General features: G+C 45.6%; 28 protein-coding genes and 1 pseudogene. 8 read left to right on the top strand and 21 right to left on the bottom strand.

The features are described from left to right. Positions 1 to 3: 3 nt before the first annotated feature. The 5 genes from BLQ99_RS09780 (at position 4) to BLQ99_RS09800 (ending at position 5,715) form a co-directional block, all read left to right on the top strand. Positions 4 to 1,251, top strand: coding sequence for a methionine gamma-lyase family protein (locus BLQ99_RS09780; RefSeq protein ID WP_093690494.1), 1,248 nt, complete (start codon positions 4 to 6; stop codon positions 1,249 to 1,251). A gap of 104 nt (positions 1,252 to 1,355) precedes the next feature. After that, the gene (locus tag BLQ99_RS09785) at positions 1,356 to 2,204 is read left to right on the top strand and encodes a tetratricopeptide repeat protein (protein ID WP_093690496.1); all 849 of its coding nucleotides are present in this window, start codon (positions 1,356 to 1,358) and stop codon (positions 2,202 to 2,204) included. 30 nt (positions 2,205 to 2,234) lie between these two features. After that, complete coding sequence (locus tag BLQ99_RS09790) at positions 2,235 to 3,014, top strand: PRC-barrel domain-containing protein (protein WP_093690498.1); 780 nt, start codon at positions 2,235 to 2,237, stop codon at positions 3,012 to 3,014. Between the two features lie 74 nt (positions 3,015 to 3,088). Then, the gene (locus tag BLQ99_RS09795) at positions 3,089 to 4,465 is read left to right on the top strand and encodes a VanW family protein (protein ID WP_093690500.1); all 1,377 of its coding nucleotides are present in this window, start codon (positions 3,089 to 3,091) and stop codon (positions 4,463 to 4,465) included. Between the two features lie 89 nt (positions 4,466 to 4,554). After that, on the top strand, positions 4,555 to 5,715 hold the full coding sequence (locus tag BLQ99_RS09800) for an AAA family ATPase (RefSeq protein WP_171904646.1): 1,161 nt from the start codon (positions 4,555 to 4,557) through the stop codon (positions 5,713 to 5,715). 143 nt (positions 5,716 to 5,858) lie between these two features. On the opposite strand, the gene lexA is transcribed toward BLQ99_RS09800, so the two are convergent. Next, positions 5,859 to 6,479 (bottom strand): transcriptional repressor LexA, encoded by a 621-nt coding sequence (gene lexA / locus BLQ99_RS09805; protein WP_093690504.1) that lies wholly within the window; start codon positions 6,477 to 6,479, stop codon positions 5,859 to 5,861. 159 nt (positions 6,480 to 6,638) lie between these two features. Here lexA and BLQ99_RS09810 point away from each other — a divergent pair, with 159 nt between their 5' ends. The 3 genes from BLQ99_RS09810 to BLQ99_RS09820 all read left to right on the top strand — a co-directional run bounded on the left by BLQ99_RS09810 (position 6,639) and on the right by BLQ99_RS09820 (position 8,271). Further along, complete coding sequence (locus tag BLQ99_RS09810) at positions 6,639 to 6,959, top strand: LysM peptidoglycan-binding domain-containing protein (RefSeq protein ID WP_093690506.1); 321 nt, start codon at positions 6,639 to 6,641, stop codon at positions 6,957 to 6,959. A gap of 620 nt (positions 6,960 to 7,579) precedes the next feature. Beyond that, positions 7,580 to 7,792 carry a hypothetical protein gene (locus tag BLQ99_RS09815; RefSeq protein ID WP_093690508.1) on the top strand — a complete coding sequence of 71 codons (213 nt, stop codon included), beginning with the start codon at positions 7,580 to 7,582 and terminating at the stop codon, positions 7,790 to 7,792. 59 nt (positions 7,793 to 7,851) lie between these two features. Then, positions 7,852 to 8,271: a spore coat protein gene (locus BLQ99_RS09820; RefSeq protein WP_171904647.1), complete on the top strand. Its 420-nt coding sequence runs from the start codon at positions 7,852 to 7,854 to the stop codon at positions 8,269 to 8,271. Positions 8,272 to 8,311: 40 nt separating this feature from the next. Here the strand turns inward: BLQ99_RS09820 and BLQ99_RS09825 are convergent, their stop codons facing one another. From BLQ99_RS09825 to BLQ99_RS09920, 20 genes and pseudogenes are all read right to left on the bottom strand, one after another. After that, the gene (locus tag BLQ99_RS09825; protein ID WP_093690512.1) at positions 8,312 to 9,313 is read right to left on the bottom strand and encodes a chymotrypsin family serine protease; all 1,002 of its coding nucleotides are present in this window, start codon (positions 9,311 to 9,313) and stop codon (positions 8,312 to 8,314) included. 77 nt (positions 9,314 to 9,390) lie between these two features. Continuing rightward, on the bottom strand, positions 9,391 to 10,308 hold the full coding sequence (locus BLQ99_RS09830; RefSeq protein ID WP_093690514.1) for a patatin-like phospholipase family protein: 918 nt from the start codon (positions 10,306 to 10,308) through the stop codon (positions 9,391 to 9,393). A gap of 99 nt (positions 10,309 to 10,407) precedes the next feature. Beyond that, entirely contained in the window at positions 10,408 to 11,124 is a 717-nt protein-coding gene (locus BLQ99_RS09835) for a class I SAM-dependent methyltransferase (RefSeq protein WP_093690516.1), read from the bottom strand. A 214-nt stretch (positions 11,125 to 11,338) separates the two neighbouring features. Then, a complete protein-coding gene (locus BLQ99_RS09840) occupies positions 11,339 to 12,814 on the bottom strand; it encodes a sensor domain-containing diguanylate cyclase (RefSeq protein ID WP_171904648.1) in 1,476 nt (491 codons plus the stop codon). 110 nt (positions 12,815 to 12,924) lie between these two features. Then, positions 12,925 to 13,461, bottom strand: a complete 537-nt coding sequence (locus BLQ99_RS09845; protein WP_093690520.1) for a 2-oxoacid:ferredoxin oxidoreductase subunit gamma family protein — start codon at positions 13,459 to 13,461, stop codon at positions 12,925 to 12,927. After that, on the bottom strand, positions 13,458 to 14,210 hold the full coding sequence (locus tag BLQ99_RS09850) for a thiamine pyrophosphate-dependent enzyme (RefSeq protein ID WP_093690522.1): 753 nt from the start codon (positions 14,208 to 14,210) through the stop codon (positions 13,458 to 13,460). The genes BLQ99_RS09845 and BLQ99_RS09850 overlap by 4 nt, the downstream gene beginning before the upstream one ends. A 2-nt stretch (positions 14,211 to 14,212) precedes the next feature. Further along, positions 14,213 to 15,283 carry a 3-methyl-2-oxobutanoate dehydrogenase subunit VorB gene (locus BLQ99_RS09855; protein WP_093690524.1) on the bottom strand — a complete coding sequence of 357 codons (1,071 nt, stop codon included), beginning with the start codon at positions 15,281 to 15,283 and terminating at the stop codon, positions 14,213 to 14,215. Between the two features lie 17 nt (positions 15,284 to 15,300). After that, positions 15,301 to 15,504, bottom strand: coding sequence for a 4Fe-4S binding protein (locus BLQ99_RS09860; protein ID WP_071934031.1), 204 nt, complete (start codon positions 15,502 to 15,504; stop codon positions 15,301 to 15,303). A 45-nt stretch (positions 15,505 to 15,549) separates the two neighbouring features. Beyond that, complete coding sequence (locus BLQ99_RS09865; protein ID WP_093690526.1) at positions 15,550 to 16,320, bottom strand: IclR family transcriptional regulator; 771 nt, start codon at positions 16,318 to 16,320, stop codon at positions 15,550 to 15,552. A gap of 139 nt (positions 16,321 to 16,459) precedes the next feature. Beyond that, positions 16,460 to 16,642, bottom strand: a complete 183-nt coding sequence (locus BLQ99_RS09870; protein WP_040683443.1) for a DUF4264 family protein — start codon at positions 16,640 to 16,642, stop codon at positions 16,460 to 16,462. A 13-nt stretch (positions 16,643 to 16,655) separates the two neighbouring features. Continuing rightward, a complete protein-coding gene (gene pduL, locus BLQ99_RS09875; protein ID WP_007290438.1) occupies positions 16,656 to 17,231 on the bottom strand; it encodes a phosphate propanoyltransferase in 576 nt (191 codons plus the stop codon). Between the two features lie 42 nt (positions 17,232 to 17,273). Beyond that, the gene (locus tag BLQ99_RS09880) at positions 17,274 to 17,621 is read right to left on the bottom strand and encodes an ASCH domain-containing protein (RefSeq protein ID WP_040683442.1); all 348 of its coding nucleotides are present in this window, start codon (positions 17,619 to 17,621) and stop codon (positions 17,274 to 17,276) included. A gap of 20 nt (positions 17,622 to 17,641) precedes the next feature. Next, positions 17,642 to 18,805, bottom strand: a complete 1,164-nt coding sequence (locus tag BLQ99_RS09885) for an LL-diaminopimelate aminotransferase (RefSeq protein ID WP_093690528.1) — start codon at positions 18,803 to 18,805, stop codon at positions 17,642 to 17,644. A gap of 63 nt (positions 18,806 to 18,868) precedes the next feature. Next, the gene (gene gltA, locus BLQ99_RS09890; protein ID WP_171904649.1) at positions 18,869 to 20,257 is read right to left on the bottom strand and encodes an NADPH-dependent glutamate synthase; all 1,389 of its coding nucleotides are present in this window, start codon (positions 20,255 to 20,257) and stop codon (positions 18,869 to 18,871) included. A gap of 8 nt (positions 20,258 to 20,265) precedes the next feature. Next, positions 20,266 to 21,102 carry a sulfide/dihydroorotate dehydrogenase-like FAD/NAD-binding protein gene (locus BLQ99_RS09895; RefSeq protein ID WP_093690532.1) on the bottom strand — a complete coding sequence of 279 codons (837 nt, stop codon included), beginning with the start codon at positions 21,100 to 21,102 and terminating at the stop codon, positions 20,266 to 20,268. 26 nt (positions 21,103 to 21,128) lie between these two features. Further along, the gene (locus tag BLQ99_RS09900; protein WP_093690534.1) at positions 21,129 to 22,412 is read right to left on the bottom strand and encodes an amidohydrolase; all 1,284 of its coding nucleotides are present in this window, start codon (positions 22,410 to 22,412) and stop codon (positions 21,129 to 21,131) included. A gap of 13 nt (positions 22,413 to 22,425) precedes the next feature. Then, the gene (locus BLQ99_RS09905; RefSeq protein ID WP_093690536.1) at positions 22,426 to 23,088 is read right to left on the bottom strand and encodes a class II aldolase/adducin family protein; all 663 of its coding nucleotides are present in this window, start codon (positions 23,086 to 23,088) and stop codon (positions 22,426 to 22,428) included. Between the two features lie 4 nt (positions 23,089 to 23,092). Beyond that, positions 23,093 to 24,154, bottom strand: coding sequence for an S-methyl-5-thioribose-1-phosphate isomerase (gene mtnA / locus BLQ99_RS09910; protein WP_093690538.1), 1,062 nt, complete (start codon positions 24,152 to 24,154; stop codon positions 23,093 to 23,095). A 23-nt stretch (positions 24,155 to 24,177) separates the two neighbouring features. Then, the gene (gene mtnP / locus BLQ99_RS09915) at positions 24,178 to 24,972 is read right to left on the bottom strand and encodes an S-methyl-5'-thioadenosine phosphorylase (RefSeq protein ID WP_093690540.1); all 795 of its coding nucleotides are present in this window, start codon (positions 24,970 to 24,972) and stop codon (positions 24,178 to 24,180) included. Between the two features lie 153 nt (positions 24,973 to 25,125). Continuing rightward, positions 25,126 to 25,390, bottom strand: a pseudogene (locus BLQ99_RS09920) (ISLre2 family transposase); the annotation flags it as partial.

A 25,390-nucleotide genomic window follows, 5' to 3' on the forward strand; every position in this document is an offset into this window, starting at 1 on the left:
AGTTTGCCACACTTTAGTAAAGAACTTTACGATCTTCGCACTGAGGCCATGCGCCGTGCGCAGCCCTTTTTCGCCATGGCTGATGCTATTGCTGAAGAAAATACCGCCCGGATCCTGGCGGTTTTTCGCAAACACCAAGTGACAGATTTTCATTTTCGTTCCACTACTGGTTATGGTTACGACGATGCGGGGCGTGATAAACTGGACCGAATTTGGGCGGATGTATGTGGTGCTGAAAAAGCGCTTTTCCGTATTCAGTTTGTCTCCGGAACTCATGCATTAGCGACTGTGTTATTTGGCCTTTTGCGGCCAGGCGACGAACTTGTAAGTGTTACCGGGTCGCCTTACGACACAATGCGCACTGTTATTGGGTACCCACAGGTAACACCAGGCTCTTTACGTGAGCTCGGGATAGATTACCGGGAAGTACCTATGGGAGAGAGCGGACCAGACTTAAATGCTATTGCTGCGGCTATACGTCCTAAAACAAAAATGGTTCTGATCCAGCGTTCACGGGGATATAGTTTACGTACTCCCCTCAATATTGACGATATCAGCAAGATTTGCGACTGTGTTAAAAGCTTGAAGAAGGATTGTATTTGTTTTGTTGATAACTGTTACGGCGAGTTTGTGGAAAAAGCCGAACCCACTGCAGTAGGCGCTGATATTATGGCTGGCTCGTTAATCAAGAACCCCGGAGGAGGATTTGCTCCGAGCGGGGGATATATCGCCGGTAAAGCAGACTTAGTAGAACTAGCCGCTTTTCGGTTAACCGCGCCAGGAATAGGAAGTGAGCTAGGTGCTTCACTCGTTGATAACCGGTTACTTTATCAAGGGCTTTTTATGGCACCGCACATCGTAGCCCAAGCGGTGAAAGGAGCTATTTTCGCGGCGGCTTTCTTTTCTTTATTAAATTATAAGACCAGACCGCTGCCAGAAGAACGGCGCAGCGATATCATACAGGCCATTGAATTAGGCTCTCCAGAAAAAATGATCGCATTTTGCCGGGGATTACAGAAATATTCCCCCGTCAATGCCCATTTTCAACCTGAGCCCAGCGTTATACCCGGTTATAGTGACGCCGTCATCATGGCTGCCGGTACGTTTGTTCAAGGGGCATCTATTGAACTAAGCGCCGACGGCCCAATACGTCCTCCATATGCCATTTATCTGCAGGGGGGACTTACATTCGAGCATGCCGTTCTTGGTGTAATGGGAGCCGCAGCCGAGATAACAGGTATGAAAAAATAGCATAAACCTGATAATTTAACGATAGCCGACAGGAAAATAGCTAAGCATGTCGAATAAAAGTGCCTGTAACATGAAAGATGGTATATTTTTTCTGGTGGGATTCTGTGGAATACATATTAATTAGCGTTTTTACAATACTTTTGACAACATTTCTGGTTTATAAAATTGCCAATCGTATATTTAACGTTCCTCTGCGAAAGAAACCACTCTTTCTTTGTGCTGCCTGCGCTCTATTCATTAGTTTGGTATTGCCGCGTATTGTTGTAGGTGTTACGGGATTGCTAGGTACGCTAGTAGTTTTGGCACTGTTTGCCGTTTTGTTTGCTTATTTTATTGCTTATTACGATAATCATGACCAATCCCCACCTGTTGCAGAAATACCTGTAGAAAAAGGCTTGATGGACGAAAAGGTAGCTACCGTAGAAACCGCGGAGGGCCCGCTACCGAAGGATAATGCCCGAACGCCGGAAGAGCAAGATACCATTATCCAAACAACTTTGAACGGTCAGGAGGTTACTGTGTCTCCTCCTTCCGTACGGTCCGATTTAAGTGACCAACCTCTGTCAGATGCACTGGATGATTTACTGGATTATGCTTTTCAGCAAAAAGAAGCAGGTAATCTTTGTTTAGCTCTAAAATATTTCCAACAGGCTCTAAAGCTCTATCCTGATAATGAGGTTAGCCCTTTGATAGTCGTAGAGATTGGGAGCATTTTAAAAAATAAAGGACAGTATGACGAAGCAATTAAGGTATTTGTCGAGGGACGCAATTTACCGGCGCTAAGGTCTAACAGCACTGTGCAACAGGATTTTATCAATACCATTGCATACCTGCGAATTGTTCGCAATGTTTTGTTACAGCGCCGTTTGGGATTTATCCCGTATGGAGAAATTCCTGCAGCGGTATTCGATGAAATTGACGCTGAGTTTCGTGAATGGCGAAAGTTGACTTAACATAATCTGAATTGGACAGGAGGTCTTTTCATGAAAAAAAGCGCAGAAATTCTTGGGTTACCTGTAATAAGTATTTTGGAAGGTAAAGAGTTAGGCACCGTTAAAGATTTGGTTATCGACGCCAGTGGTGGGACGGTTACTGCACTAATTGTCGACGACGAAAAATGGTATCTTGGCGCAAAATTACTACCGTTCGGGGCCATCACGGGTCTTGGTGAATATGCTATAACTGTTGACAGTAGTGATAATATTCTGTCGGTAGTTAAGTCGCCTGAGTTAGAACAATTACTAATCGAAAACGTAAAAGTGATCGGTACGAAGGTTGTGACCAAAGCTGGCCGCATTCAAGGTACGGTTAGCGAGATTATTATTGACGGTACCGGAAAAATTGCTGCCTGCGAAATTTCGGAAAGTAACGGGGCAATTGCCAGCGTACCGGCTCAACGTATCGTCACTTTTGGTAAAAGCGTTTTAATCATTACAGATGAAGATCAACCGGTGAACATTACTGCAGTAACGGCAAAAACGATGGAAAAACACGAGATACCTGTTGTGAATGAACGGTTAACAGTACAAACTACACCGTCTTCATCGGTAGCGGTACATTCTGGAAAAGAAACAGACGACGATTCTACGCGGAAATTTGACGAAAAACACCGTAAGTTTCTGCTAGGGAAAAAGGCCAGTCGCCGCATTGAAACCGATAACGGCATGATTATCGTCGATCAGGGCGGAGAGATTACCGAAGAAGTTTTACAAAAGGCCAAACTAGCTGGCAAATTCGTTGAACTATCCATGAGCGTACAGTGAGAGCCGCAAGTCCCCGCTTTTTGCGGGGGCTTTATATTATCTATCAGACCTAAAATAGCGAAAGGTGTTAGGCTGTGGAACCTGTAGCAACAAAGAGAAAAAACAATTTAATGTTATTCTTGCTAATTATATTTTTGTTTACAGCAGTAAGCTTTGGTGCTACCAATGCCGCTTTCATGGTTACGCAGAATATCTACCACGGTGTAACGGTTGAAGGTATACCTGTTGGGGGACTGACTGTCCAGGAAGCGGAGAGACGGTTAAGTACGCACTTTGGCGAACGTTTAAAGTATCCGTTGATAGAATTGCTTTATGAGAATAATAAGTGGGAAATTACGGCTAACCAAATAGATTTTTCGATAGATGCAGCTTCGCTTGCCAGGGAAGCTTACCAAATCGGTCGCAGAGGGGGAATACTTCAACAGCTGCGAGAACGCTATCTTGCCATTTATCATAGTTATTCGGTGCCTCTAGCAATGAGTTATAATCACGAAAAATTACAGTCGGTCGTTATCAAAATCGCCAAAGAAATGAATCGGGACGCTCAGAGTGCCTACCTTACCCAATACAAAGGCGGAGTTTTTATTGTTCCTGAGATCATTGGCGTAAAGGTAAATGTCGCGCAAACCGTCGCTGATATCGTAAGAAAAATGAACACAACCTTGCCAGTTAGGGCAGAAATATCGGTAGAAAAGGTGGTTCCGCCTATCCTTGCGCAAGACCTTGCTTCTATCGATGGCATTATAGCCGCCTATACCACCCAATTTGACCCACGCGACGAAAATCGAACACAGAATGTCCAATTAGCGGCAAAAAGCATTAATGGCGTTCTGGTACGGCCTGGGGATGTATTTTCTTTTAACACTCATGTGGGACCGCGACTGGCAGAACATGGTTACCGTGAAGCGCCTGTTTTTGTCGATGGTAGGTTAAGCACTGATTGGGGTGGAGGAGTGTGCCAAGTAAGCAGTACTTTGTATAATGCCGTACTACTGGCTGACTTGGAGATTGAAGAGCGAACCGCCCATTTTCGCCCACCCGGCTATGTCCCGCTCGGGCAAGATGCTACCGTAGCTGACAATCAACTGGATTTTAAATTTAGGAATACCACCGACTATAACATTTATCTTATGACCGAGGTAACGGGCAATCAACTAACCGTTAACATCTTCGGCAAACGGCTGCCTAATAGTCCGGAAATTCGCATCATTGCTGCCGACAAGCAAATAATTGAGCCGAAAACCGTAATAAAACAAGATCCAACCCTAGAACTGGGCAAAGAAGTTGTGGAATCGGAAGGACAAAAGGGATACCAAATCACTACCTACCGCATAAAGCTCAGCAACGGTCAGGAAATTGCCCGTGAATTTCTCGCCAGCGATGAATATAAACCTGTTGACCGGATAATCCGCGTCGGTATTAAAACCTCTCCCAAAGAATCTAGCAAGTGACAAGGCATACATCTGCTGTATACGTAAAAGGAAAACACCTTGCCATAAGACAAATTTTATGTAAGAACCTGTCACAAGGTGGGATGGCGATGTCCACTAATATCACTTTTGCAATCGGTCAGCCGCTTTATATCAGAATGGTATCTCCACAGAGTACGACCTATGTGACACGCATTCTTGCAATGTCTATGCATACCTTGACTATCAGTATTCCTTACGACGAGGGACGCATGCTCCTTTGGCCGGTAGGGACATGGCTAGAAGTGATTGCCTCAAACCCTGGAGGCGACTATGTATTTAATGCCGAAATACTCAGTCGTGCCCTCGGTGATGTTAAAAGTTACATTATTACTCGTCCGCAAACCATTGCCCGCTACAATAATCGGCATTTGACTTCAGGAGCAATGACAAGGGTTATTGCGCTTACCAGCGGAAAGGGTGGGGTAGGGAAGACTACCTTGGCAATTAATCTAGCCATAGCGTTGGCTTCTTACGGGAAACGAGTTTTTATTATGGATGTAGATCTTGGCACTGCTAACGTGGATGTTCTTTTAGGATTGCGGCCGCAATGGGACATTACTGCCGTGCTTGCCGAGGAAAAAAGTCTTCTCGATATTGCCATCCCTGCTCCTGGTAATATTGCCGTTATCCCTGGCGGTTCGGGCCTCCAGGAATTAACGCAAATGAGCGAGAGTCGGTTTATAAAGCTTATTCATAGTTTTAATCAGTTAGATGGATTAGCTGATATCCTTCTTTTGGATACAGGTGCTGGCATTTCCCGCGATGTTTCGAATTTTTTACTTGCAGCAGATGAAGTAGTTGTTGTGACTACGCCTGAGCCGCATGCTCTGACTGACGCATATGCCATTATCAAGATCATGCATAAGCTACAATGTTCTTCCCGAAAAATGCTTATCGTTAATCGAGCGGAAACGGTAGAAGAGGCAAGGGAAGTAGCAGATAAACTGATCACCGCTAGTCATCATTTTTTACATCAAGAAATCAAGTATCTTGGAAGCGTTTGCGAGGACCGTGTTGTCCGTAAGTCACTCAAGGCACAGTATCCGCTTATCCTTTCCCACCCTCAATCGGCAGTAGCTAAAGACGTCCGCGCCATCGCAGCAAATTTACTGCATTTGCCGGTAAATCCGGTAAATACTGAGGCCAATAGAGGTATTACTGGCTTTGTGTCAAAACTTGTATCTTTATTCCGGCGAAATTCCAGCGAAAAAATACTACAACCATACTAAACTTGGGTAGCATACTAAACTTGGGTAGTGAGTATAAAAAGTTTAATATATACTTCGTCCTACTGGCCGAGTAGTGAAAAGGGATGAGTAAAACATACTCATCCCTTTTTACCTATGCTTCCTATGCTTAGTTTAAAATTTAATTAAAAACGGCGAAACAACCCAACTACTTTTCCTAATATAGTCACATTCTGGGAGTAAATAGGTTCCATATAATTATTTTCGGGTTGTAAGCGAATATAGTCTTTTTCTTTATAGAACCGTTTTACCGTGGCTTCTTCGCCATCTAGTAAAGCAACGACTATGTCCCCATTTCTGGCCGTATTTTGTTCGCGCACAATCACAAGATCGCCGTCAAGGATACCGGCGTTAATCATGCTGTCGCCTCTAACAACCAACATAAAAACATTATCATCATTACCGACAAACTCTGTTGGTAGGGGAAAGACTTCCTCAATGTTTTCCACCGCTAAAATAGGTTGGCCCGCTGTCACCCGTCCGACCATAGGAACAGGGGTTAAGGCTTTTTGACGCCATGGCGCTTCATCAAGCACCTCAATAGCTCTGGGTTTCGTAGGGTCGCGCCGAATAAAGCCTAATTCTTCCAATTTAGAAAGGTGGCTGTGTACGGTAGAACTTGAACTCAAGCCAACTGCTTCACCAATTTCACGAACTGATGGAGGGTATCCTTTTATGCGTAACGTTTCTTTTATGTAGGCTAAAATTTGCTTTTGCCGATTACTTAATAAAAATTCCTTAGTCACTTTTTATTCAACCCCTGTAAACTCCTATTTCTTTCATTATAACAATATTTTCCCGCTATTGCAAACATGAGTTCGAAAAAAAGCATCAGGTTTATTGACCAAACATATGTACTATGTTAAAATATTTGTAGACGAACATATGTTTAGAGGGGTGGTTGAATGCTAAAGTATTATTTAAAATTATTTTTATTTACCATGTTGGTTGCAATTATTTCCTGGTATGGTTTAAGTGGTGCATTTGCACAAACAAATGCATTTTTGGTGTCTGATTCATACCAGCTTATTACCGTTAATTATGGTGATACTTTATGGTCAATTGCATCAAAATATGTAACCGATCAAGATGATATTCGCGACTTAATCATAGCCATTAAGCAGACGAATAATTTAGATAATGGCGTAGTAATTCATCCCGGTCAGCAACTTAAAATTCCACTCAAAACAAAAAATTTTGAGATAAGCAGGGTTGTCCAAAAATAGGCTTTTAAGGCCTATTTTTTTGTGATTTTTTACGTCCGATAATATTTATTATGTTAAGTAAACGGTGGAAGAGGCCTCAAATTACATGCTGTAGGCCAGAAAATTTCTAACGAATAAAAATGCCGCTAAGTCAAATACTAAAACAGGACTTGTAACCAATAAAAAATTTGATCAAAAGATCAAATGGAGGTGAACCCTTGTCACTCAAATCGTCTTATAAATCAAAATCAACCCAGCATTTATATGAATTCTCAGAAGAGCTTGCTGTGAGCAAAGTAAGCAACGATCGTAAGTTTATAACTTCACAGGAAGAACAAAAACGATAAAACTGTTTAAATCTAGTCAAGATAGTATGGCCAATAAATCATGCGAGTTTTCCCAAGAATTAACATCGAGCTCCTGTTTTTCTTCTAAATCCAAAAGCTCTTCCAAATCATAACATAAATTATCACACGTATATGTATAAGGGAGGTGTGTTAGCCACACCCCCTTTTCTCCTTTTCGCTTGATCCCTTGATATTTTGATATGATATTGAAGATTATTGCTATTGAAAATGTATACTTTTTCCTCTTTTGATACATATTACATATAAAATAAAAACTTTACGGAGGTAGTCATCATGTCTGCAACCTTAAGCATAAAAGAAAAGTCGTATCTGGAAGACGCCATGGAATTAGAAAATCTTTGTCTTGTCAAGTATAGCGTCTATGCTGATCAATGCGAAGACACCGAACTCAAACAATTAATGTTTGACATTACAAAAAATAAACGTCAGCGTGCTGACCGGATGAAACGTTTATTAGGACAAACCCACGCTACTCATTATCAATAAAATTTGAAGACTAAAACCGCTCGAAAGGAAGTGTTTCGTCGATGCGAAAGAGTTATAGCATGAACACCATGAACCGCCTTTCTGACCGTGATATGCTCTTGGATTTATTGGTTACGGAAAATTACCTTTCCCAGCTCTATAATCATGCCGTTTTAGAATCCTCCACCAGTAATGTACAGAAAACTTTTGAACAGCTTTTACAGGACGCGCACAACACTTCTCGCGCCTTATTTACGGAAATGCAGGAGCGAGGCTGGTACAATGTAAAAAGAACTGCCGATGCCGATAAAGAGATACGTACTCGAAAAAGCATCAGGGAAACCTTTGACCTTTCTGACGATAGTACTTACGCTACGACTAGTGGTAGCCGCAAATTAGGCCGTCACTTGGGCTATAAACGGCGGATGGGAAAAACGGGAGTATTTACCCGCGATCCTAAAATCCGCACTAGTATGCAGGAAGAACAGGATTGGCAGTAGAAACCAGGGAGTATCCTGGTTTTTTCTTTAAAAAAAGACACTAAAAAATAATGTTTAAAGCATCCAAAACATTAGTAATCCGATTGAACATCGTAACTTGTTCGGAACCGGCAAAAAGCAGCCCAACGGCATAGTTGTCCTCTGTCAAAACAAGCGCCCCACTATCGCCCGGCATGCTCATAGGACCGGCCAATACTTGGTCAGCGAAAACACCATATTCCCTATTGCCTAAAGCAACTTTTACGATAACATCAGTTGCCAAAACCAAGCTATGTGTCACACCTGTACTTCTGCCACTCTTCTTAACAGCCATACCAACTTTTGCGTCCTTTACGCCGGCAATTTGTCCAAACTCAAAAATTTCATCCCGGATTATAACGTCGTTAACAGGCTTGGCAACGGCGCAATCCACAACGTTAGTTTTTTCACTTTCGCGCAATACTTGGATTCGGTAATGCGGTTGCAACAAGCCAATGATTTTGTTAAGCAGTGTTTCAAACATTTTGGCCATTGGGCATTGTGGTGCCATTGTTTCCCTCAATAAGGGTACAAACCGCACCAAGTGTCCAATAACATTATCTTGTAGGGTACCGCCGTCGTAAATTCCTGGCTGAACAATAGGGTCGCCAACCACAGCCCGCCCGTCTGACCCATCAGTTGCATTGGCAAGCACATGGTTATTGGACAAAATTAATCGTTCACCTGTGTCTCGGTCGCGAACTACGGCCCCAAATGTTCCAGCCGATACTTTGAAATGACCGATGCTAACTCCTGGTTGTGCAGGGCGTACTGTCTGTGTTCGATCAGATAATAGCCGAATATCGCCTACTTCAATTACATCTGTTGGCAGTCCGTCAATTTTTCGAGGCAACAAAGCTTCACGGCTCAATTCGCAGCGTGGCAGTTTTTTACGTACAAGAATAATAACTGATTGCTCTCCCGTACTTTCTCCCCGCACTAATTTATGCCCACGGCCAACACCGAGAACGTTATCTATAGTTGTCAATTCACGAAACAGTGATGACAAGCCTTGCTTAAGCATATCCGTACCCCCCTAGCCAATCTAGTGTATGATATGCAGCAGGCCTGCCGTAAGTAACGATTTAAGCGTTACGGGAACTATAACAATACTTTGATATCACTTAATTTTTGCCGCGCAGCTTCTTCACCTTTTGCTATACAGTGAGCGACATATCTGGAGCTTTTAAAATCAAGGTCATATACAGATGGGCGAATTATCACATCAGCATATTGTTCGCCTTTTAACAAGGTCACCTCCCTACCCATGATTTCGATACATTGGATCAGAATTTCGCCAATTGTTTCAATATCGTTGATTTGTTGTCCGTCATAACCTAAATTAACGGCTATAATTACGTCAGCCCCCATATGGTGAAGGATATCGGTCGGTAAATTATTTTTGACTCCTCCGTCTACCAAAGTCATGCCATGATACTTTTTGGGACAAAATACGCCGGGGATGGAGATGCTGGCGCGTACAGCCTCTGATAGAAGAGCATTGTGAATATATCTGGCATTTAGTATTTTGCGCTGTCCTGGTAAAGGGGTTGTAAAAAAAACCGTATCGGCGGAGTTAATGTCCACAGCCGTAATGGCAATGGGGATTTTTGTATCCCGGACCGTTTTTTGTTGCCAGTATTTTACAAAAAATTTCTCAATTTTGTCACCTTTCACCAACCCTTTAGGCAAGACGGACCAAAACCGATATTTGGGACCTAAAAAACATTTTACGCCGTGTTTTATTAAGTCGGCAATTGTAAACTTTAAGTCTACTAGGTCACGAATCTTAATAGTTTCGGCTATGGTGGCCATATCCCGAGGCGAATAACCGCAGGCATACATTGCCGCGATAATTGCGCCTGCGCTAGTTCCGGCAATCATATGAATAGGGATTTGGTTTTGTAGCAGTACATTCAAAACGCCAATATGGGCTATCCCCCGCAACCCACCGCCACTTAAAGCCAACCCTACCTTTGGCCTGCGATTACTCTCCCGACCATTCACTCTAACAAGCATGAAGTTCCCACCTCACAGTCCCTCTGCTATATCCTATGAATAAGCTAAAAGACTGTGCAAAAAACCACCTAGCAAGACATAACTCAACGCTAGGTGGTTTTAGGTTTGTTTTTCGGCCAATATAATCATCCGTGGCGCTTCTACACCATAAGTACGATAATCGAACCCTCCGTAAGTCTGTTTAATGGAAAAGCCTGCCTGAGCCAGTATTGCCGTTATTTCGGCTAAGGAATAGGCACGCAATACGAATTCGTACTGTGTTTTCGCGCCTGTTAACAGGTTAACTAGTTCTCGTTTCATAATCGCGACACCCTGGCTAAGCTCAACTTTGTAGGATAAAACATACTCGCCGCTAGGGTGACGCCAATATCGATTAAGGCTATTACGTACCATCCAGTCGCGATTCAGTAAATCGATCAGGAACAGGCCATGTGGGCGTAACGCTTTCGCTACCCGTTTAAGAACGTCAATATTTTCAGCATCGCTAAAATAGCCGAAGGCGGCAAACATATTAATAACCGCGTCAAACTCCTCACAGTAGTCGAGTTCACGCATATCACACTGGGCAAAGGTTACTGCTACTCCTTCCTCCTCTGCTTTTTGGCTCGCAATATCAAGAAAGGCCTTTGTAGCATCCACCCCGGTAACATTGAAGCCCAGTCTCGCTAATTCAATGGCATGACGCCCATAACCGCAGTAGAGGTCTAAGATTGAGGAATTGGGCGGTAGATTGAGAACTGTTGTAATAAATTGAATTTCCTGGTCGGTTCCTGCTAATGAATAGGCCTTAAAATCGCCAAAAACATCTTGTGTCATGGTTACTTACACCACCACTATGTTTAATAAACCAATTTTTTAAGCAGCAAGTACGGATTAACTTTTAGGATTGTTTCAATTAGATTTTCCGCATCCCACCCGTGCCACCTTGCGGGCAAAACGGTGCTTAGTAAGTCGCGGGGATTATGAGTTTCACTGGGGGGACAATCTGGCTCGATATGTCACGCCGTGCGCAACTACCAATAGTATATATTTAATTGGCGTCGAGATGATCCCTATAAAGACAAACCCGGTTTTTAGAAGTCCGTTTTGCCCTATATAACGCCAAATCGGCGTGATCAATGAGTTCAGTTTCGGATTGAGCGTCATAAGGATAGCCGGCTACCCCCATGCTCACTGTAAGTACCCCTCCCGGTTGAGAATGTTTATTGGCAAAGGGATATTCGGCTACTGCCTTACGGATGCGCTCAGCAATTTTAAGCGCTTCGTCTATTGTCGTTTCTGGGAACAGGACGGCGAATTCTTCACCCCCGTAGCGTACGACAATATCAACATCGCGACAATTTTGCCTAATGATGTTGGCTATAGTTCGGATTATATAATCACCCTGACGATGTCCGTAAGTATCGTTATAAAGTTTAAAGTTATCAATATCGATCATTAGCAGGGATAACGGACGTTTATACCTAACCGCTCGCTTGAACTCCCGTTCAAACAATGTTTGGAAATAACGGTAATTATATAAACCTGTAAGGCCATCAGTAATTGCCTGAAGTTCCACACGAGATACATGATTAGCATGAGCAATAGTCATGCTAATTTGGCTGGCAAGAGACCGTAGCAAATCCAAATCATAGTCTTGTAAGCGTTTCGCTTGATTGGTTTCAACATCCAAAACGCCTATGATTTCGTTATTGACGATAAGTGGTACCGCTACTTCGCTCACGCCGTCATGGGTTCCTTTTATATAGCGAGGATCATGACGAACATCAGGAACGTAAATTAATTGCCCTGTCAAAGCAGCATATCCTGTGATCCCCTTCCCTAATGGGATACGAACGTTATTGGAATATCCCCGGTGAGCCTTCATGGTTAATTCCTGACGATCTTTGTCTAACAGCAATATAGCGGCGCAGGTAAACCCAAGTTCACGTGTAATTCCGTCCAATATTTCGTTTAATACTTCATTTTCATTAACTGTTTTCTGGACAATGGCAGTGATGCGATATAAGGCTGCAAGTTTCTTATGGGCCTGCTCTAAGTCCATAAGGTGTAAGTCTAGTTTAGACATGGCGACACATAACTCTTGATTAACAGTAGCGTATTGCTCAGTTATATGTAAGAATTCCTCGGTAAGAAGGGTAGTTTCCGTAATATTCCGGACAAAAATAATGGTATTGCCTGTACTGGGTTCAGGAAAAAAATGCCATTGAAAGTATTCTTTAAGTCCACGAGCAGTGATATGCTCCAACTTGAATAATTCACGCGGGGTTCCGGAGTGGTAGCATTCCTGATAGGTATTATAAACCATATCGGCGGCCGGCATCCCAAAGATTAGTTTTACAATGCGAAACAGCTCTTTGTCGACGAATCTGCGACACTTTTTTTCACTATATTTGGACGCAACCATATGCAAGATTTGTCCCTTAGCGTTAATAACGATAAGAGCCGAAGGTATTGCGCTAGTAACAGCGGCCATTATGGCTATACATAGATCAATGTTAACCACACTCATACCACCCAGAATTATAATATGTAATAAACATTCACCAAACGAAAGGAAAATCCTGCTATAAGAAATTAGACAACCATCCACGGGTTGTGGATGGTTGTCTAATCTTATTCTTTAATACATTGGGCCCCACGGCGGATAGCTTGTTCATTAATTTCCAATAGTTCCGGTTTCTTGGCAAACATTTTTTGAAAAGCTTTTAGTAGCGATGCCGTAGCAACAGCTCCCGTCGCAGCAATCAACGCTCCTAAAGCTACCATGTTGGCAACCTTGGAATTTCCTAGTTCAGCAGCGATATCATTAGCCGGTACACGATATACGGTAATATCCTCGCGCTTGCTGTTCCGTTCGATAAGAGAACTATTAATAATTAACACTCCCCCTGGCAGCAGCGCAGGCTCAAACTTGTCTAGTGACGGTAAATTCATGGCAACTACGGCGGTTGGTTCTGTTACGATGGGAGCGCCAATGGCTTCATCCGAAACGATAACAGAACAGTTTGCCGTCCCCCCTCTCATTTCCGGACCGTAAGAGGGTATCCATGATACTTGTTTGCCTTCAATCATCCCGGCATAAGTCATAAGCTGCCCCATTAGCATTACTCCTTGACCACCAAAGCCGGCCATTATTATTTCATGTGTCATTTTGCCACCCCCTCCGGTGTTTTAAATACCCCCAGCGGATAATAGGCCATCATATTTTTTTCCAGCCAATCCACTGCCTCAAGCGGAGTCATACCCCAGTTGGTAGGACAAGTAGACAGCACCTCAACCATCGCAAAACCTTCGCCATTCAACTGTATCTCAAACGCTTTTTTGATAGCCGCTCTGGCTTTTGCCATGTTAGCAGGGTTGTTAACAGCCACCCGGGCAATATATTTAGCTCCGTCAAGGGTAGCAAGCATCTCTGATACACGGATAGGCATGCCAGCAGTTTCTACTTTGCGACCATATGGTGATGTGTTTGTAACTTGTTCAACCAGTGTCGTTGGTGCCATCTGCCCGCCAGTCATACCATAAATGGCATTATTGACAAATATTGTAGTGATTTGTTCGCTCCGTGCAGCGGCGTGAACAATTTCGGCGCACCCAATCGCCGCCAGATCGCCGTCGCCTTGGTAAGTAAAAACTACGGCGTCAGGATGCACGCGTTTTACGCCGGTAGCGACAGCGGGAGCACGCCCATGGGCAGCTTCCAGCATATCACAATTAAAGTATTCATAGGCTAGAACAGAGCAGCCCACAGGTGCTACCCCTATTGCTCGGTCATGAATCCCTAGTTCATCAATGACTTCGGCTACCAGACGGTGAATAATGCCGTGGTGGCATCCCGGGCAGTAATGAAAAGGTACATCGCGCAATGCTTGGGGCCTGGCAAATATTTTTTCAGCCATATTTACTTGCCTCCCTTACCACTCATGATATTGACGATTTGTTCGTAAACCGCTTTCGGGCTTGGCATCATGCCGCCCGTTCGCCCGTAGAAGTAGACAGGCTTGGCGCCGTTTACGGCTAATCTGACATCTTCAACCATCTGGCCGGCACTTAGCTCAATCGTCAAAAACGCATGAGCTTTTTGGGCAAGGAGGTTAAAAGGAAGATCGGGGAACGGCCATAATGTAATAGGACGTAGCATGCCGACTTTCATACCTGCCGCCCGTGCTTTCTCCATAGCTGACCTGGCTATGCGCGAAGTAATGCCATAAGCTACCAAGACAAGTTCGGCGTCGTCAGTATAGAGTTCTTCATAACGAGGTTCCTTGTCGCGAATGGTCTGATACTTTTTCTGCAGGTGAGTATTATGCTTTTCTAATTCATCCGGCTGGAGGTGAAGAGAATTAATAATATTAGGGTCTTTCCGCCCGCCTTTCATACCTGTCGCTGCCCATGGTTTTTCAACAGGTGACGCTTGACTGGTATTGAATTCAACCGGCTCCATCATTTGCCCCAAAGCTCCGTCACCAAGAATCATAACAGGATTGCGGTATTGATCGGCTAAATCAAACGCGAGAACAGTGATATCTACTAGTTCCTGGACAGAATTGGGAGCCAGGACGATATTACGATAATCGCCATGTCCGCCGCCTTTGGTTGCCTGAAAATAATCGGCCTGACCTGGTTGAATTCCGCCAAGACCGGGACCGCCGCGCATAATGTTAACAATCACACAAGGCAGTTCGGCGCCGGCAATATAAGAAATGCCTTCCTGTTTTAGACTAATACCCGGACTGGACGAGGAAGTCATCACTCGGGCGCCTGCACCGGCAGCGCCATAAACCATGTTAATGGCGGCAATTTCACTTTCGGCCTGCAAAAAAACCCCGCCGACCTGAGGCATCCGCTTAGCCATGTACTCTGTCAATTCTGTCTGCGGGGTTATAGGGTAGCCAAAATAATGGCGACACCCAGCAACGATAGCCGCTTCACCAATGGCTTCATTGCCTTTCATCAAGACTTTTTCTGCCACACCAATCACTCCCAACCTTATTTATGGATTTCAATAGCCACGTCAGGACAAGTTTTCGCACAGAGAGCACAGCCGATGCATTTCGAAGGATCTGTCACGGTAGCGGGACGATAGCCTTTACTATTAAAACGGTCAGCTATTACGACTATTTTTTTAGGACAAGCTCTTGTGCACAATTCACATCCCTTGCACCTTTCTTCATTAAATACCGGTTTTGGCATATAGGTCTGTCCTCCTTTATAATTTTTCACAGGTTTCGCCTGGAATCAGCAAGTACATCCCAAACGTCGGGAAATAAGTTTAGCCTTTTCTTTTAGTATTTCTATTATTGCTTCATATCTATCCACGCCAAGCATAGAACTGGCGCTGGATATTGACAAGGCGGCGGCTACTTTTCCGCCGGCATTATAGATGGGTACAGCAATACAGGTGATACCTTCGATCGTTTCATTGCAACCAATGGCATAACCTTGTTCGCGTACTTTCATAAGTTCACGGCGTAGTGATTCATGGTCGGTAAGTGTAAATTGGGTAAAGCGTTCAATACCACGTAACAAAATTGCTTCGTAGATTTCCTCAGGTGCATGGGCCAGCAGGATTTTGCCAACAGCGGTACTATGAATGGCCATACTAAAATCGAATTTGGGAATAATAAGAAAAGGACGTTGCGGTTCTACTTTATCGACGATAACTAGCTCGTCACGAGCTAAAACAGCCAGTAGAACAATTTCTTTTGTTTCATTTGCCAGTTCAACCATGATCGGGCGGGCGGCAGTACGAATATCGAGTCTTTCTGCACAAATTTCCCCCAGATGAATAAGTCGCATTCCCAGAGAATAACGGCCATTATCGGTCTGTTGCACAAAACCACGAGCCAACATAGTTTGTAATAGACTGTGAACAGTACTTTTTTGTACGCCTAATATTTTGCTAAGCTCAGTCACCCCCATCGCATGGGGATACCGACCAAGAATAAGTAATAGTTCAAGGGCTCGATCGACAGAAGCGACTATATAGGGCGATGCCTTTTGCAGCAATAAATCACCTCCGTTTCCATATAACGAACATCGTTCTGAATATAATATATTCGCGCAATGTAGAAAAAAATCCTGCCTGGACAAGCTTGGTTACATATGAATACAAAATACCCCGCGCTTTATTATGCGCGGGGTATTTTTACTCGGCTTCGTAAATTACAATTGTCATTTTTTCACCCGATTTACTGACGCCAAAAATATACCCGTCCTTCTTTAACGACTTGTTCAAAAAGTCGACAACATCTACTAAAACGGCGTTCGCGGCAAAGGTTTTGCTGGCGACAATTTCGAGCTTTCCTTTGACACCAAGTTCTTCATTCAAAACACTTCACGCCTTACTTTAGGATTTCGACCAGATCTCCCGTTTTGAGCATAGCAGCGTTGCCTTCATCGGTGTCAATATGCATTTCGAGCTTAAATTCTTCATGGACACGAACAAGAACGTTTTCGAAAACAACCGCCCGGTCGCCGCCGCTGCGGACGCGAACGAAATCTTTATCTTTAAGACCAAACTTTTCAGCGTCTGCGGGCGTCATGTGGATATGGCGCCACGCGATAATTACCCCTTCTTCCAGCTTTACGGATCCCTGAGGGCCAACAAGAGTAACACCGGGTGAACCCGTTAAGTCGCCCGAGTCGCGTACCGGAGGATTAATGCCTAGTTTTATGGCGTCGGTAAGAGCAACTTCGACCTGCGACTTTTTGCGCTCCGGCCCCAAGATGCGAACATTTTTAAAGGTACCTTTTTCCGTTACCAGATCTACCGTCTCGTGAGCAGCATATTGTCCGGGTTGAGACAGTTCTTTCATGGGCCGCAATTGATACCCTTTGCCGTAAAGAATGTCTAAATGTTCGCGGGTAACATGAACATGACGGCCCGATACGCCGACGGGAATTTTAAAATTGGACATAACTGATAAGCACTCCTTTATTTAGATATGATAGTGTAATAACTACTCGATTATTTCCGAAAAGTAAATGACGGTTACTATATCAGCAGGGGTTAGCGTTTTTTCATAAATTGACTGCAAAAAGACCAAGAGGTCATCCACAGAGGCAAAATCCGGGTTTTCCCCTTGTAGATCCTCAATTGTTAGTTGGGCGATAGGTTTAACCAGCACTCTATCGATGACCGCCGTATATATTTTCTTTTTTTGAGCAAACCGTTTGCCGACTGTAACCCAGACTATGTCTCCTTCTGCGTATTTATGGGTTTTGTCTCCTAAGCGAATGGTACAGCTTTTACGCCGGCAGACCAGCTGACTATGATAATTCGAGGAATAAAAGTTAAGTGCCCGCATTTCTCTTCCCCCTTAGTTTTTCAACCTAGCCACTTTTTGATGCGCTCCACAGCTTCAACCAAACGGTCTTCCGGCTGCACCAGCGCTAAGCGGACATAACCCTCACCGTATTGCCCAAAGGCAACGCCGGGAATAACGGCAACGCCAGTATTTTTGAGCAAATCAATGGTAAAATCGAATGAGGATTGCCGGGTAGGTACAGGCGCCCAGACGTACATGGAGGCTTTGGGCCGCTCAACCGGCCAGCCTATTGCCGTAAAGCCGTCTACAATTATATCGCGCCGCCGCTGATAGCATGCAGCCGTAGCTATAGTGCAATCTTGCGGACCGGTCAGAGCCGCTATGGCTGCTTTTTGAATAGGGTAGAAAACGCCATAGTCAAAATTTGACTTTAGGCGCCCTAATAGGCCGATAACTTGAGAATTGCCCACAACAAAACCGATACGGCATCCAGCCATGTTATAGGTTTTGGACAAAGAATGAAACTCAACACCTACTTCTTTAGCGCCAGGCACACTTAAAAAGCTATCCGGCTTATAGCCGTCAAAAACCAGTTCGCTGTAGGCAAAGTCATGGCAAATAACAAAACCGTAACGTTTAGCAAGTTCGACCGCCTGACAGAAAAAGTCGCGCGTCGCCGTCGCAGCCAGCGGGTTATTAGGATAATTAATAATCATCAACTTTGTGCGTCGCAAAATGGACTCATCGATAGACGTTAAATCCGGCAGGTACTGATTTTCCGGTTTGAGCGGCATATAGTGCAGCTGAGCGCCGGCCGTTAAAGGTCCGGCACTATAGATGGGATAGCCTGGGTCAGGAACCAGGACAATATCTCCCGGATTGACCAGGCATAAGGATATGTGCGCCAGACCTTCTTGGGAACCAATGAGAGAGTGGACTTCTGTTGACGGGTCCAGAGAAACGTTAAATTTGGTTTGATACCATGCGGCAATGGCCTGTAACAATTCGGGCAGTCCTCTAGTCAGAGTATATCCGTAATTGCGCGGGTTAAGGACTGCCTCTTGCAAAGCGGCGATTATGTGAGACGCCGGGGGCAAATCTGGACTACCGATACTAAGAGTAATAACGTCGCGACCGGCAGCCGTCTCTTTTTGGCGCAATTCGTCAACCTGGCTGAAAATGGCCGACGTCAATCCCCGCATGCGCTCTGCCTGCTCAACCATGGTCTGCTCCCCCTATAAGAAATTCGCTTGGAAGATTTCCCACCAAGATATACATTCAATGTCTTACTGCGAATTCCTTGCGCCTTTACGTTTATTTTGCACGTACTCGTGGATAGCAGCCGCTGCCTTTTTGCCGGCTCCCATCGCCTGAATAACCGTGGCGGCACCGGTAACGATGTCGCCACCGGCAAAAACTCCTTCTTTCGATGTCCGGCCGGTTTCGTCCGTAGTTATGTTGCCCCGCTTATTTACGGCCAGGCCGGGAGTAGTTTGTTGGACTAAAGGATTGGGCCCCTGGCCGATGGCCATGATGACGGTATCGACATCGAGTACAAAATTGGAGTTTGCGATCGGAACAGGTTTTCGCCGCCCCGATTCATCAGGTTCGCCGAGCTCCATGCGGATACATTCCAATCCTTTCACCCAACCCCGTTCGTCGCCAATGATACGCACCGGATTGGTCAGTAGCCTAAATTCTACGCCTTCTTCCTTCGCATGTTCGATCTCCTCCGCTCGGGCAGGCATTTCTTCCTCTGAGCGGCGGTACACAATATAAACATTTTCAGCACCGAGGCGCAATGCGGTTCGGGCGGCGTCCATGGCAACATTGCCAGCGCCGACAACGGCTACCCGTTTTCCAGCATGAACAGGCGTGCCTGCTTCGGGAAATTTATAAGCCTTCATTAAATTTACCCGGGTCAAAAATTCATTAGCTGAATATACCCCGTTGAGATTTTCCCCCGGTATATCCATGAAGTGCGGCAGTCCCGCCCCGGTACCGATAAAGACAGCGTCAAATCCTTCTTCGGTGAGGAGTTCGTCGATGGTAAAAGTCTTACCGATAACAGCGTTGACAACGATTTCCACACCTAATTCTTTCAATTCTTCGATTTCCTGGCGTACAATTTCCTTAGGCAACCTGAATTCAGGGATACCATACATCAGCACACCGCCTGGGGCGTGAAGCGCTTCAAAGACCGTAACTTTGTAGCCCATGCGGGCAAGGTCCCCTGCAGCCGATAATCCCGCCGGTCCGGCGCCAATAATGGCTACTTTGCCAAGTGGCTCCGGCGGCAAAATTACCTTTTGTTTGCGTCCGCGGGCGCGGGCATAGTCGGCGGCAAACCGTTCCAGGCGGCCGATGCCTACCGGCTCGCCTTTTTTACCCACTACGCAGAATTTTTCGCACTGGTCTTCCTGCGGGCATACCCTACCACAAATGGCAGGCAGGTTATTCTTGGTCTTGATTTCGTCAATCGCCGCAGTAAAGTCGCCTTCCCGAATATGCTTAATAAAAGCAGGGATATTAATGCCGACCGGACAACCCTGCCGACAAGGTGCTGTCTTGCATTGCAGACAACGGCTGGCCTCGGCCTTGGCGGTAGTATCATCATAACCAAGTGCCACTTCGTCAAAATTGCGGCGCCGGATTTCCGGCTGCTGCTCCGGCATCTTGTGTTTTATCGATGACACGAACAATCACCTCCGCAACGATGTTCCCGGCGCTCATAGCTATGATACATTTTCTGGCGGGCCATTAAACCGTCAAAATCCACTTCATGGGCATTAAATTCAGGACCATCAACGCAGGCAAACTTGTTTTTGTTGCCAACGCTTACACGGCAACCGCCGCACATGCCAGTACCGTCCACCATAATCGGGTTAAGGCTGACAATAGTATGAACCCCGTACGGACGCGTTACCTCAGCTACACTTTTCATCATGATTACCGGACCGATCGCCATAACAAGGTCAATCTTTTCGCCGGCGGCAAGCATCTCCTTTAAGGGGTCAATTACCAAACCTTTTCGGCCTTTTGACCCGTCATCAGTAGTAATGTAAAGTACATCGCTTATAGCGGCCATTTCTTGTTCGAGAATAAGTAAATCCGCATTGCGAGCCCCGATAATCGAAATTACTTTATTACCTGCTTCTTTGTAAGCGCGGGCAATGGGATACACCGGCGCGACACCAATTCCGCCGCCGACACAAACCACCGTACCAAATTTTTCAATGTGGGTAGCCTTGCCAAGAGGCCCTGCTAGATCGAGTAGTGCGTCGCCTGCTGACAAGCGGCCAAGTTGCCGCGTCGTATGCCCCACCTCTTGAAAAATTAAGGTGATTGTACCTGCGGCACGGTCGAAGTCGGCGATGGTGAGTGGAATACGTTCGCCATTTTCATCAATCCGCAAAATGACAAACTGGCCCGGCTGGCACTTGCGGGCAATAAGCGGCGCCTGCACAACGAATAACTTCACGCTCGGCGCCAGTTCCTGCTTTTTTAAAATCGTAAACAAAATCTCACTCCCCCTATAGTTAGTAACTATCTAGTCAGACGCATACTGCGCCGCGCTGCCTCATATTTTACCCTTTCTTCGTCGATGGTGGTCAGATTCCCTTTTTCCAGCAAAATGCGGCCATTTACCATGACTGTATCCACATCACCGGACTGAGCCGCATATACCAAAAGTGATACAAGATCATGGCGCGGATGCCAATGCGGTCCCTGAAGAGACAGTAAGGTAATATCAGCTTTATAACCGGCGGCCAGTACGCCAATACTGCCGCCAAGTCCGAGAGCCTCAGCGCCGCGACGCGTAGCCATGTCCAAGGCGGTTGCTGCTGGCACGGCAAGCGGATCGTTGTTTCTTACTTTGGCCAGGAGGGCCGCTAATCTCATTTCTTCCAGCATATCAAGGTTATTATTGCTCGCAGCGCCATCGGTTCCCAAGCCAACGCAAATGCCGGCTGATAATAATTCATGTACCGGGGCAATACCACTGGCCAATTTCATATTACTGCCCGGATTATGAGCAACACGTACCTTTTTGCGGGCCATAATCGCAATATCCTCTTCCGTCAGATGCACACAGTGCGCGGCCAAAACACCACAATCTAAAACTCCGAGTTCGTTCATTAACGCAATAGGAGTTTTACCGTGTTCTTTCAGGCAGGTTTCAACTTCTCCTGCCGTTTCGGATAAGTGGATATGAATTTCGGCCTTCAGTCGGCCGGCCAATTCAACTACCCGGCGCAAATAGGCAGGCGGACAAGTATAGGGAGCATGGGGGCCGAGCATAACGGTAATACGGCCTTCGGCCGCGTTATGCCATTCACGGAACAACACTTCACTTTCGTGTAGGGCCTGCTCAGCGGTGGGCGCAACGCCTGCCATCCCCCGTGACAGAACTGCCCGTATACCACTGTCAGCTGCGGCTTGGGCAACTTCGGGCATAAAAAAATACATATCGGCAAAAGTTGTCGTCCCGGTTTTTATCATTTCAACAATAGCCAGCATGCTGCCCCAATATACATCTTCAGCCGTCAACTTTCTTTCGGCCGGCCAGATCTTGTTTTGCAGCCAGTCCATGAGCGCCATATCATCAGCGTAAGAGCGAAAAAGCGTCATAGCCGCATGGGTATGGGTATTGACAAACCCAGGGATGGCCAATTTATCTGTGCAGTCGATAACATGATCAGCTTGCCAATCTTGTTTTTCTGACCCCACCCATGCAATTTCCGAACCGCTAATGGCTATATCACTCTTGGTAATTGTACCGTCTGCTCCCCAAACATAGGCATTTTTCAGTAACAATGTTTTCGCCATGCTATTTCTCCCATCATATCATTTTTTGCCGTTGGCGGTAATGCTCTTTATAAAAGGTATGCATTATCTGGACATCCTTTTCGTCAAGCACGACTGCACCGCCTAATTGAGTGGCGTAGATATAAATCTGTGCGGCCTTTTCTACCAGTTCACAGGCCGTAACTGCTTCTTCCAGAGAATCACCACAGCCAATAACGCCATGATTGGCCAACAAAAGAGCTTTTTTGCCATTAAGAGCCTTAGCAGCGTTAAGTGCTAATTCCTCCGTGCCAGGAAGAGCATATTCGGTTACATCAACGCTTCCCCCTGTTACCTGAATAAGGTCCTCGATAATAGGGGGAATAGCCTTACGCGCTACCGCACAGGCACTGGCAAAAATGCTATGGGTATGCACGATGGCCCCAATATCGCTACGGGCGCGGTAAATTGCAAGGTGCAGCGGCAGTTCGGAGGAAGGCTTAAGATGACCGTCAACAATCATGCCATCTAATGATACAATAACAACATCCTCCGCCTTTAACGTCCGGTAGTCCCGTCCTGAGGGAGTAACAGCAATCAATTCGGAATCGGGTAACCGCGCACTGATATTTCCCCATGTTCCCGCCACAAGCCCTTTTTCCAAAAGCGTACGACCGACGGTAACAATACGCTCCCGAATATTTGATAGCTTTGCCATAAGCTTATCTCCTAAGGTTTATCTTCTCGTTATTGGCCAAATTGGCAATGGCCCGATCATAGGGAGGGCGTAATACCCCATATTCCGTAATAATGGCGGTAATATATTGGTTAGGGGTAACATCAAAAGCGGGATTATAAATATCAATGCCTTCTGGAGCGACGCGAATCCCCCCAAAAGAACTCACTTCGTCGGCGCTGCGCTCCTCGATCGGAATATCTGCACCGCTGGCAATCGTAAAGTCAAAAGTGGAAACCGGAGCAGCCACAAAGAAGGGAATACCATGCTCTTTGGCCAATACTGCCACGCTGTAAGTACCAATTTTATTAGCAACATCGCCGTTACGGGCAATGCGATCGGCGCCAACGAGCACCGCTTGTACCATCCCATTTTTCATAACCCAGCCCGCCATGTTGTCAGTAATTAGCGTAACGGGAATGTTTTCTTGCGCCAGTTCCCAGGCTGTTAGCCGGGCTCCCTGCAGCAAAGGACGCGTTTCATCAACAAATACCCGTCTAATTTTGCCTTCCGCCCAAGCCTGGCGTATGACTCCCAACGCGGTCCCAAAAGCAACCGTTGCCAACGCACCGGCATTGCAATGGGTCAATACGGCGTACTCGCCTCTGGTAAAAAGTTGCGCGCCATAAAGGGAAATCTTTTTATTTACCTCTTTGTCTTCGGCAGCGATAGCTTGCGCTTCGTCTTCCAATGCAGCCACGACAATAGCCGGATCAGTACCTTGGTCATAACGGCTTGCTACCGAAAGCATGCGGTCAATAGCCCAAAAAAGATTTACAGCCGTAGGCCGGGTCTTACGGAGGGCGGCCGCGATTTCAGTAATGCCTGGCCAAAACTTTTCATTAGTAGTAATCAATTCCCGCGCTCCCAGTACCAGACCAAAAGCAGCCGCCGCACCAATAGCGGGAGCTCCCCGCACTTCCAGGCGGCGAATGGCCTCAGCTACTGTCTGCCAGTCGCGACAGGAAATATATTCAATTTTTGCAGGTAGAAGAGTTTGATTTAATAATTGCAATACACCGTCAGACCAAATAATAGATTGCAGCACAAATCATTCACTCCTGTGATTGCTTATAATTGGAATCCGCCATATTCTGCCAGTGCATGCCGGCAAGTACAATCGGCGTCCGGGTCAATTAGGGAAATAGTTTCCATAATGAGGCGCTTGATATTCTCTGTATTGGCTTTCATAGTGTCCAAAACTTCACCGTGCGTGAGTGGCTGAGCCGATATACCTGCAGCGTAGTTTGTTACCATTGAAACAGTGGCGTAACACATTTCTGCTTCACGGGCTAATACCACTTCCGGGACATTGGTCATGCCCACAACATCACCGCCCAATTTCGCAAACATGGCGATTTCTGCCGGTGTTTCAAACCGTGGCCCCTCAGTGCACACATAGGTACCTTCCGTATGTATAGCAATGCCGATTTTCTTTGCCGCTTCTTCAAGCTTACGGCGCAGCTCAGGGCAATAGGGCTCAGTAACGTCCACATGGACGACGCCCCTTTCTCCTCCTTCATAAAAAGTATTAACCCTGTTTTTAGTGAAATCGAGAAATTGGTTAATCAGGACGAAATCGCCCGGTTTCATGGCCGTGTTGAGCGAACCTACGGCCGTTGTTGCCAGAATGGCTTGTACACCGATTTTTTTCATCGCCCAAATATTGGCGCGATAATTGATTAAATGCGGTGGTATCGAATGTTTGCTCCCATGACGAGGAATGAACGCAATCGCTTGTCCGGCATATTCACCCACTTTATACCGCACCGCGCCGTAAGGCGTAAGAATTTCCTCCTCGCGCACGTTTTCCAAAATACGCGGATCATAAACTCCTGTACCGCCAATAATGGCCAATTTTGTCACAGTTATCACCTACACAGTCTTTATGCAAAAACGTATAACTATATTTTACTATATTTTGCTATATTTTATCTACAAGAATTGCCCTGAAAGATAGTGTCAAGACATTGTAGGATTTTTTAGAAGACATACCATCACGGATGAGTTAACATAATATTAAGCATAGGCAAGCGAAAGCTCCCGCAAGACCTTATATAAGAAGTTTTTCGGCCCCTTTAATACAGGAATATTGTCATGTGTTTCACAGGTTGCTTTTGTTTTCTTTTGCCGTTCAACTTCTACAGTTTCTGCCGGGCTTGTTGTCATTATCTCAATTTTGTAATTTGTACGTTGTTGTCTTAGATATTCCTCGGCTACTGACTGACCATTTGCCTGACATACGCGTATGTATGCCATATGCTTGGCGCCTTCTCGGCTCCAC

This window comes from Sporolituus thermophilus DSM 23256 (assembly GCF_900102435.1).
Taxonomy (GTDB): Bacteria; Bacillota; Negativicutes; order Sporomusales; family Thermosinaceae; genus Thermosinus; species Thermosinus thermophilus.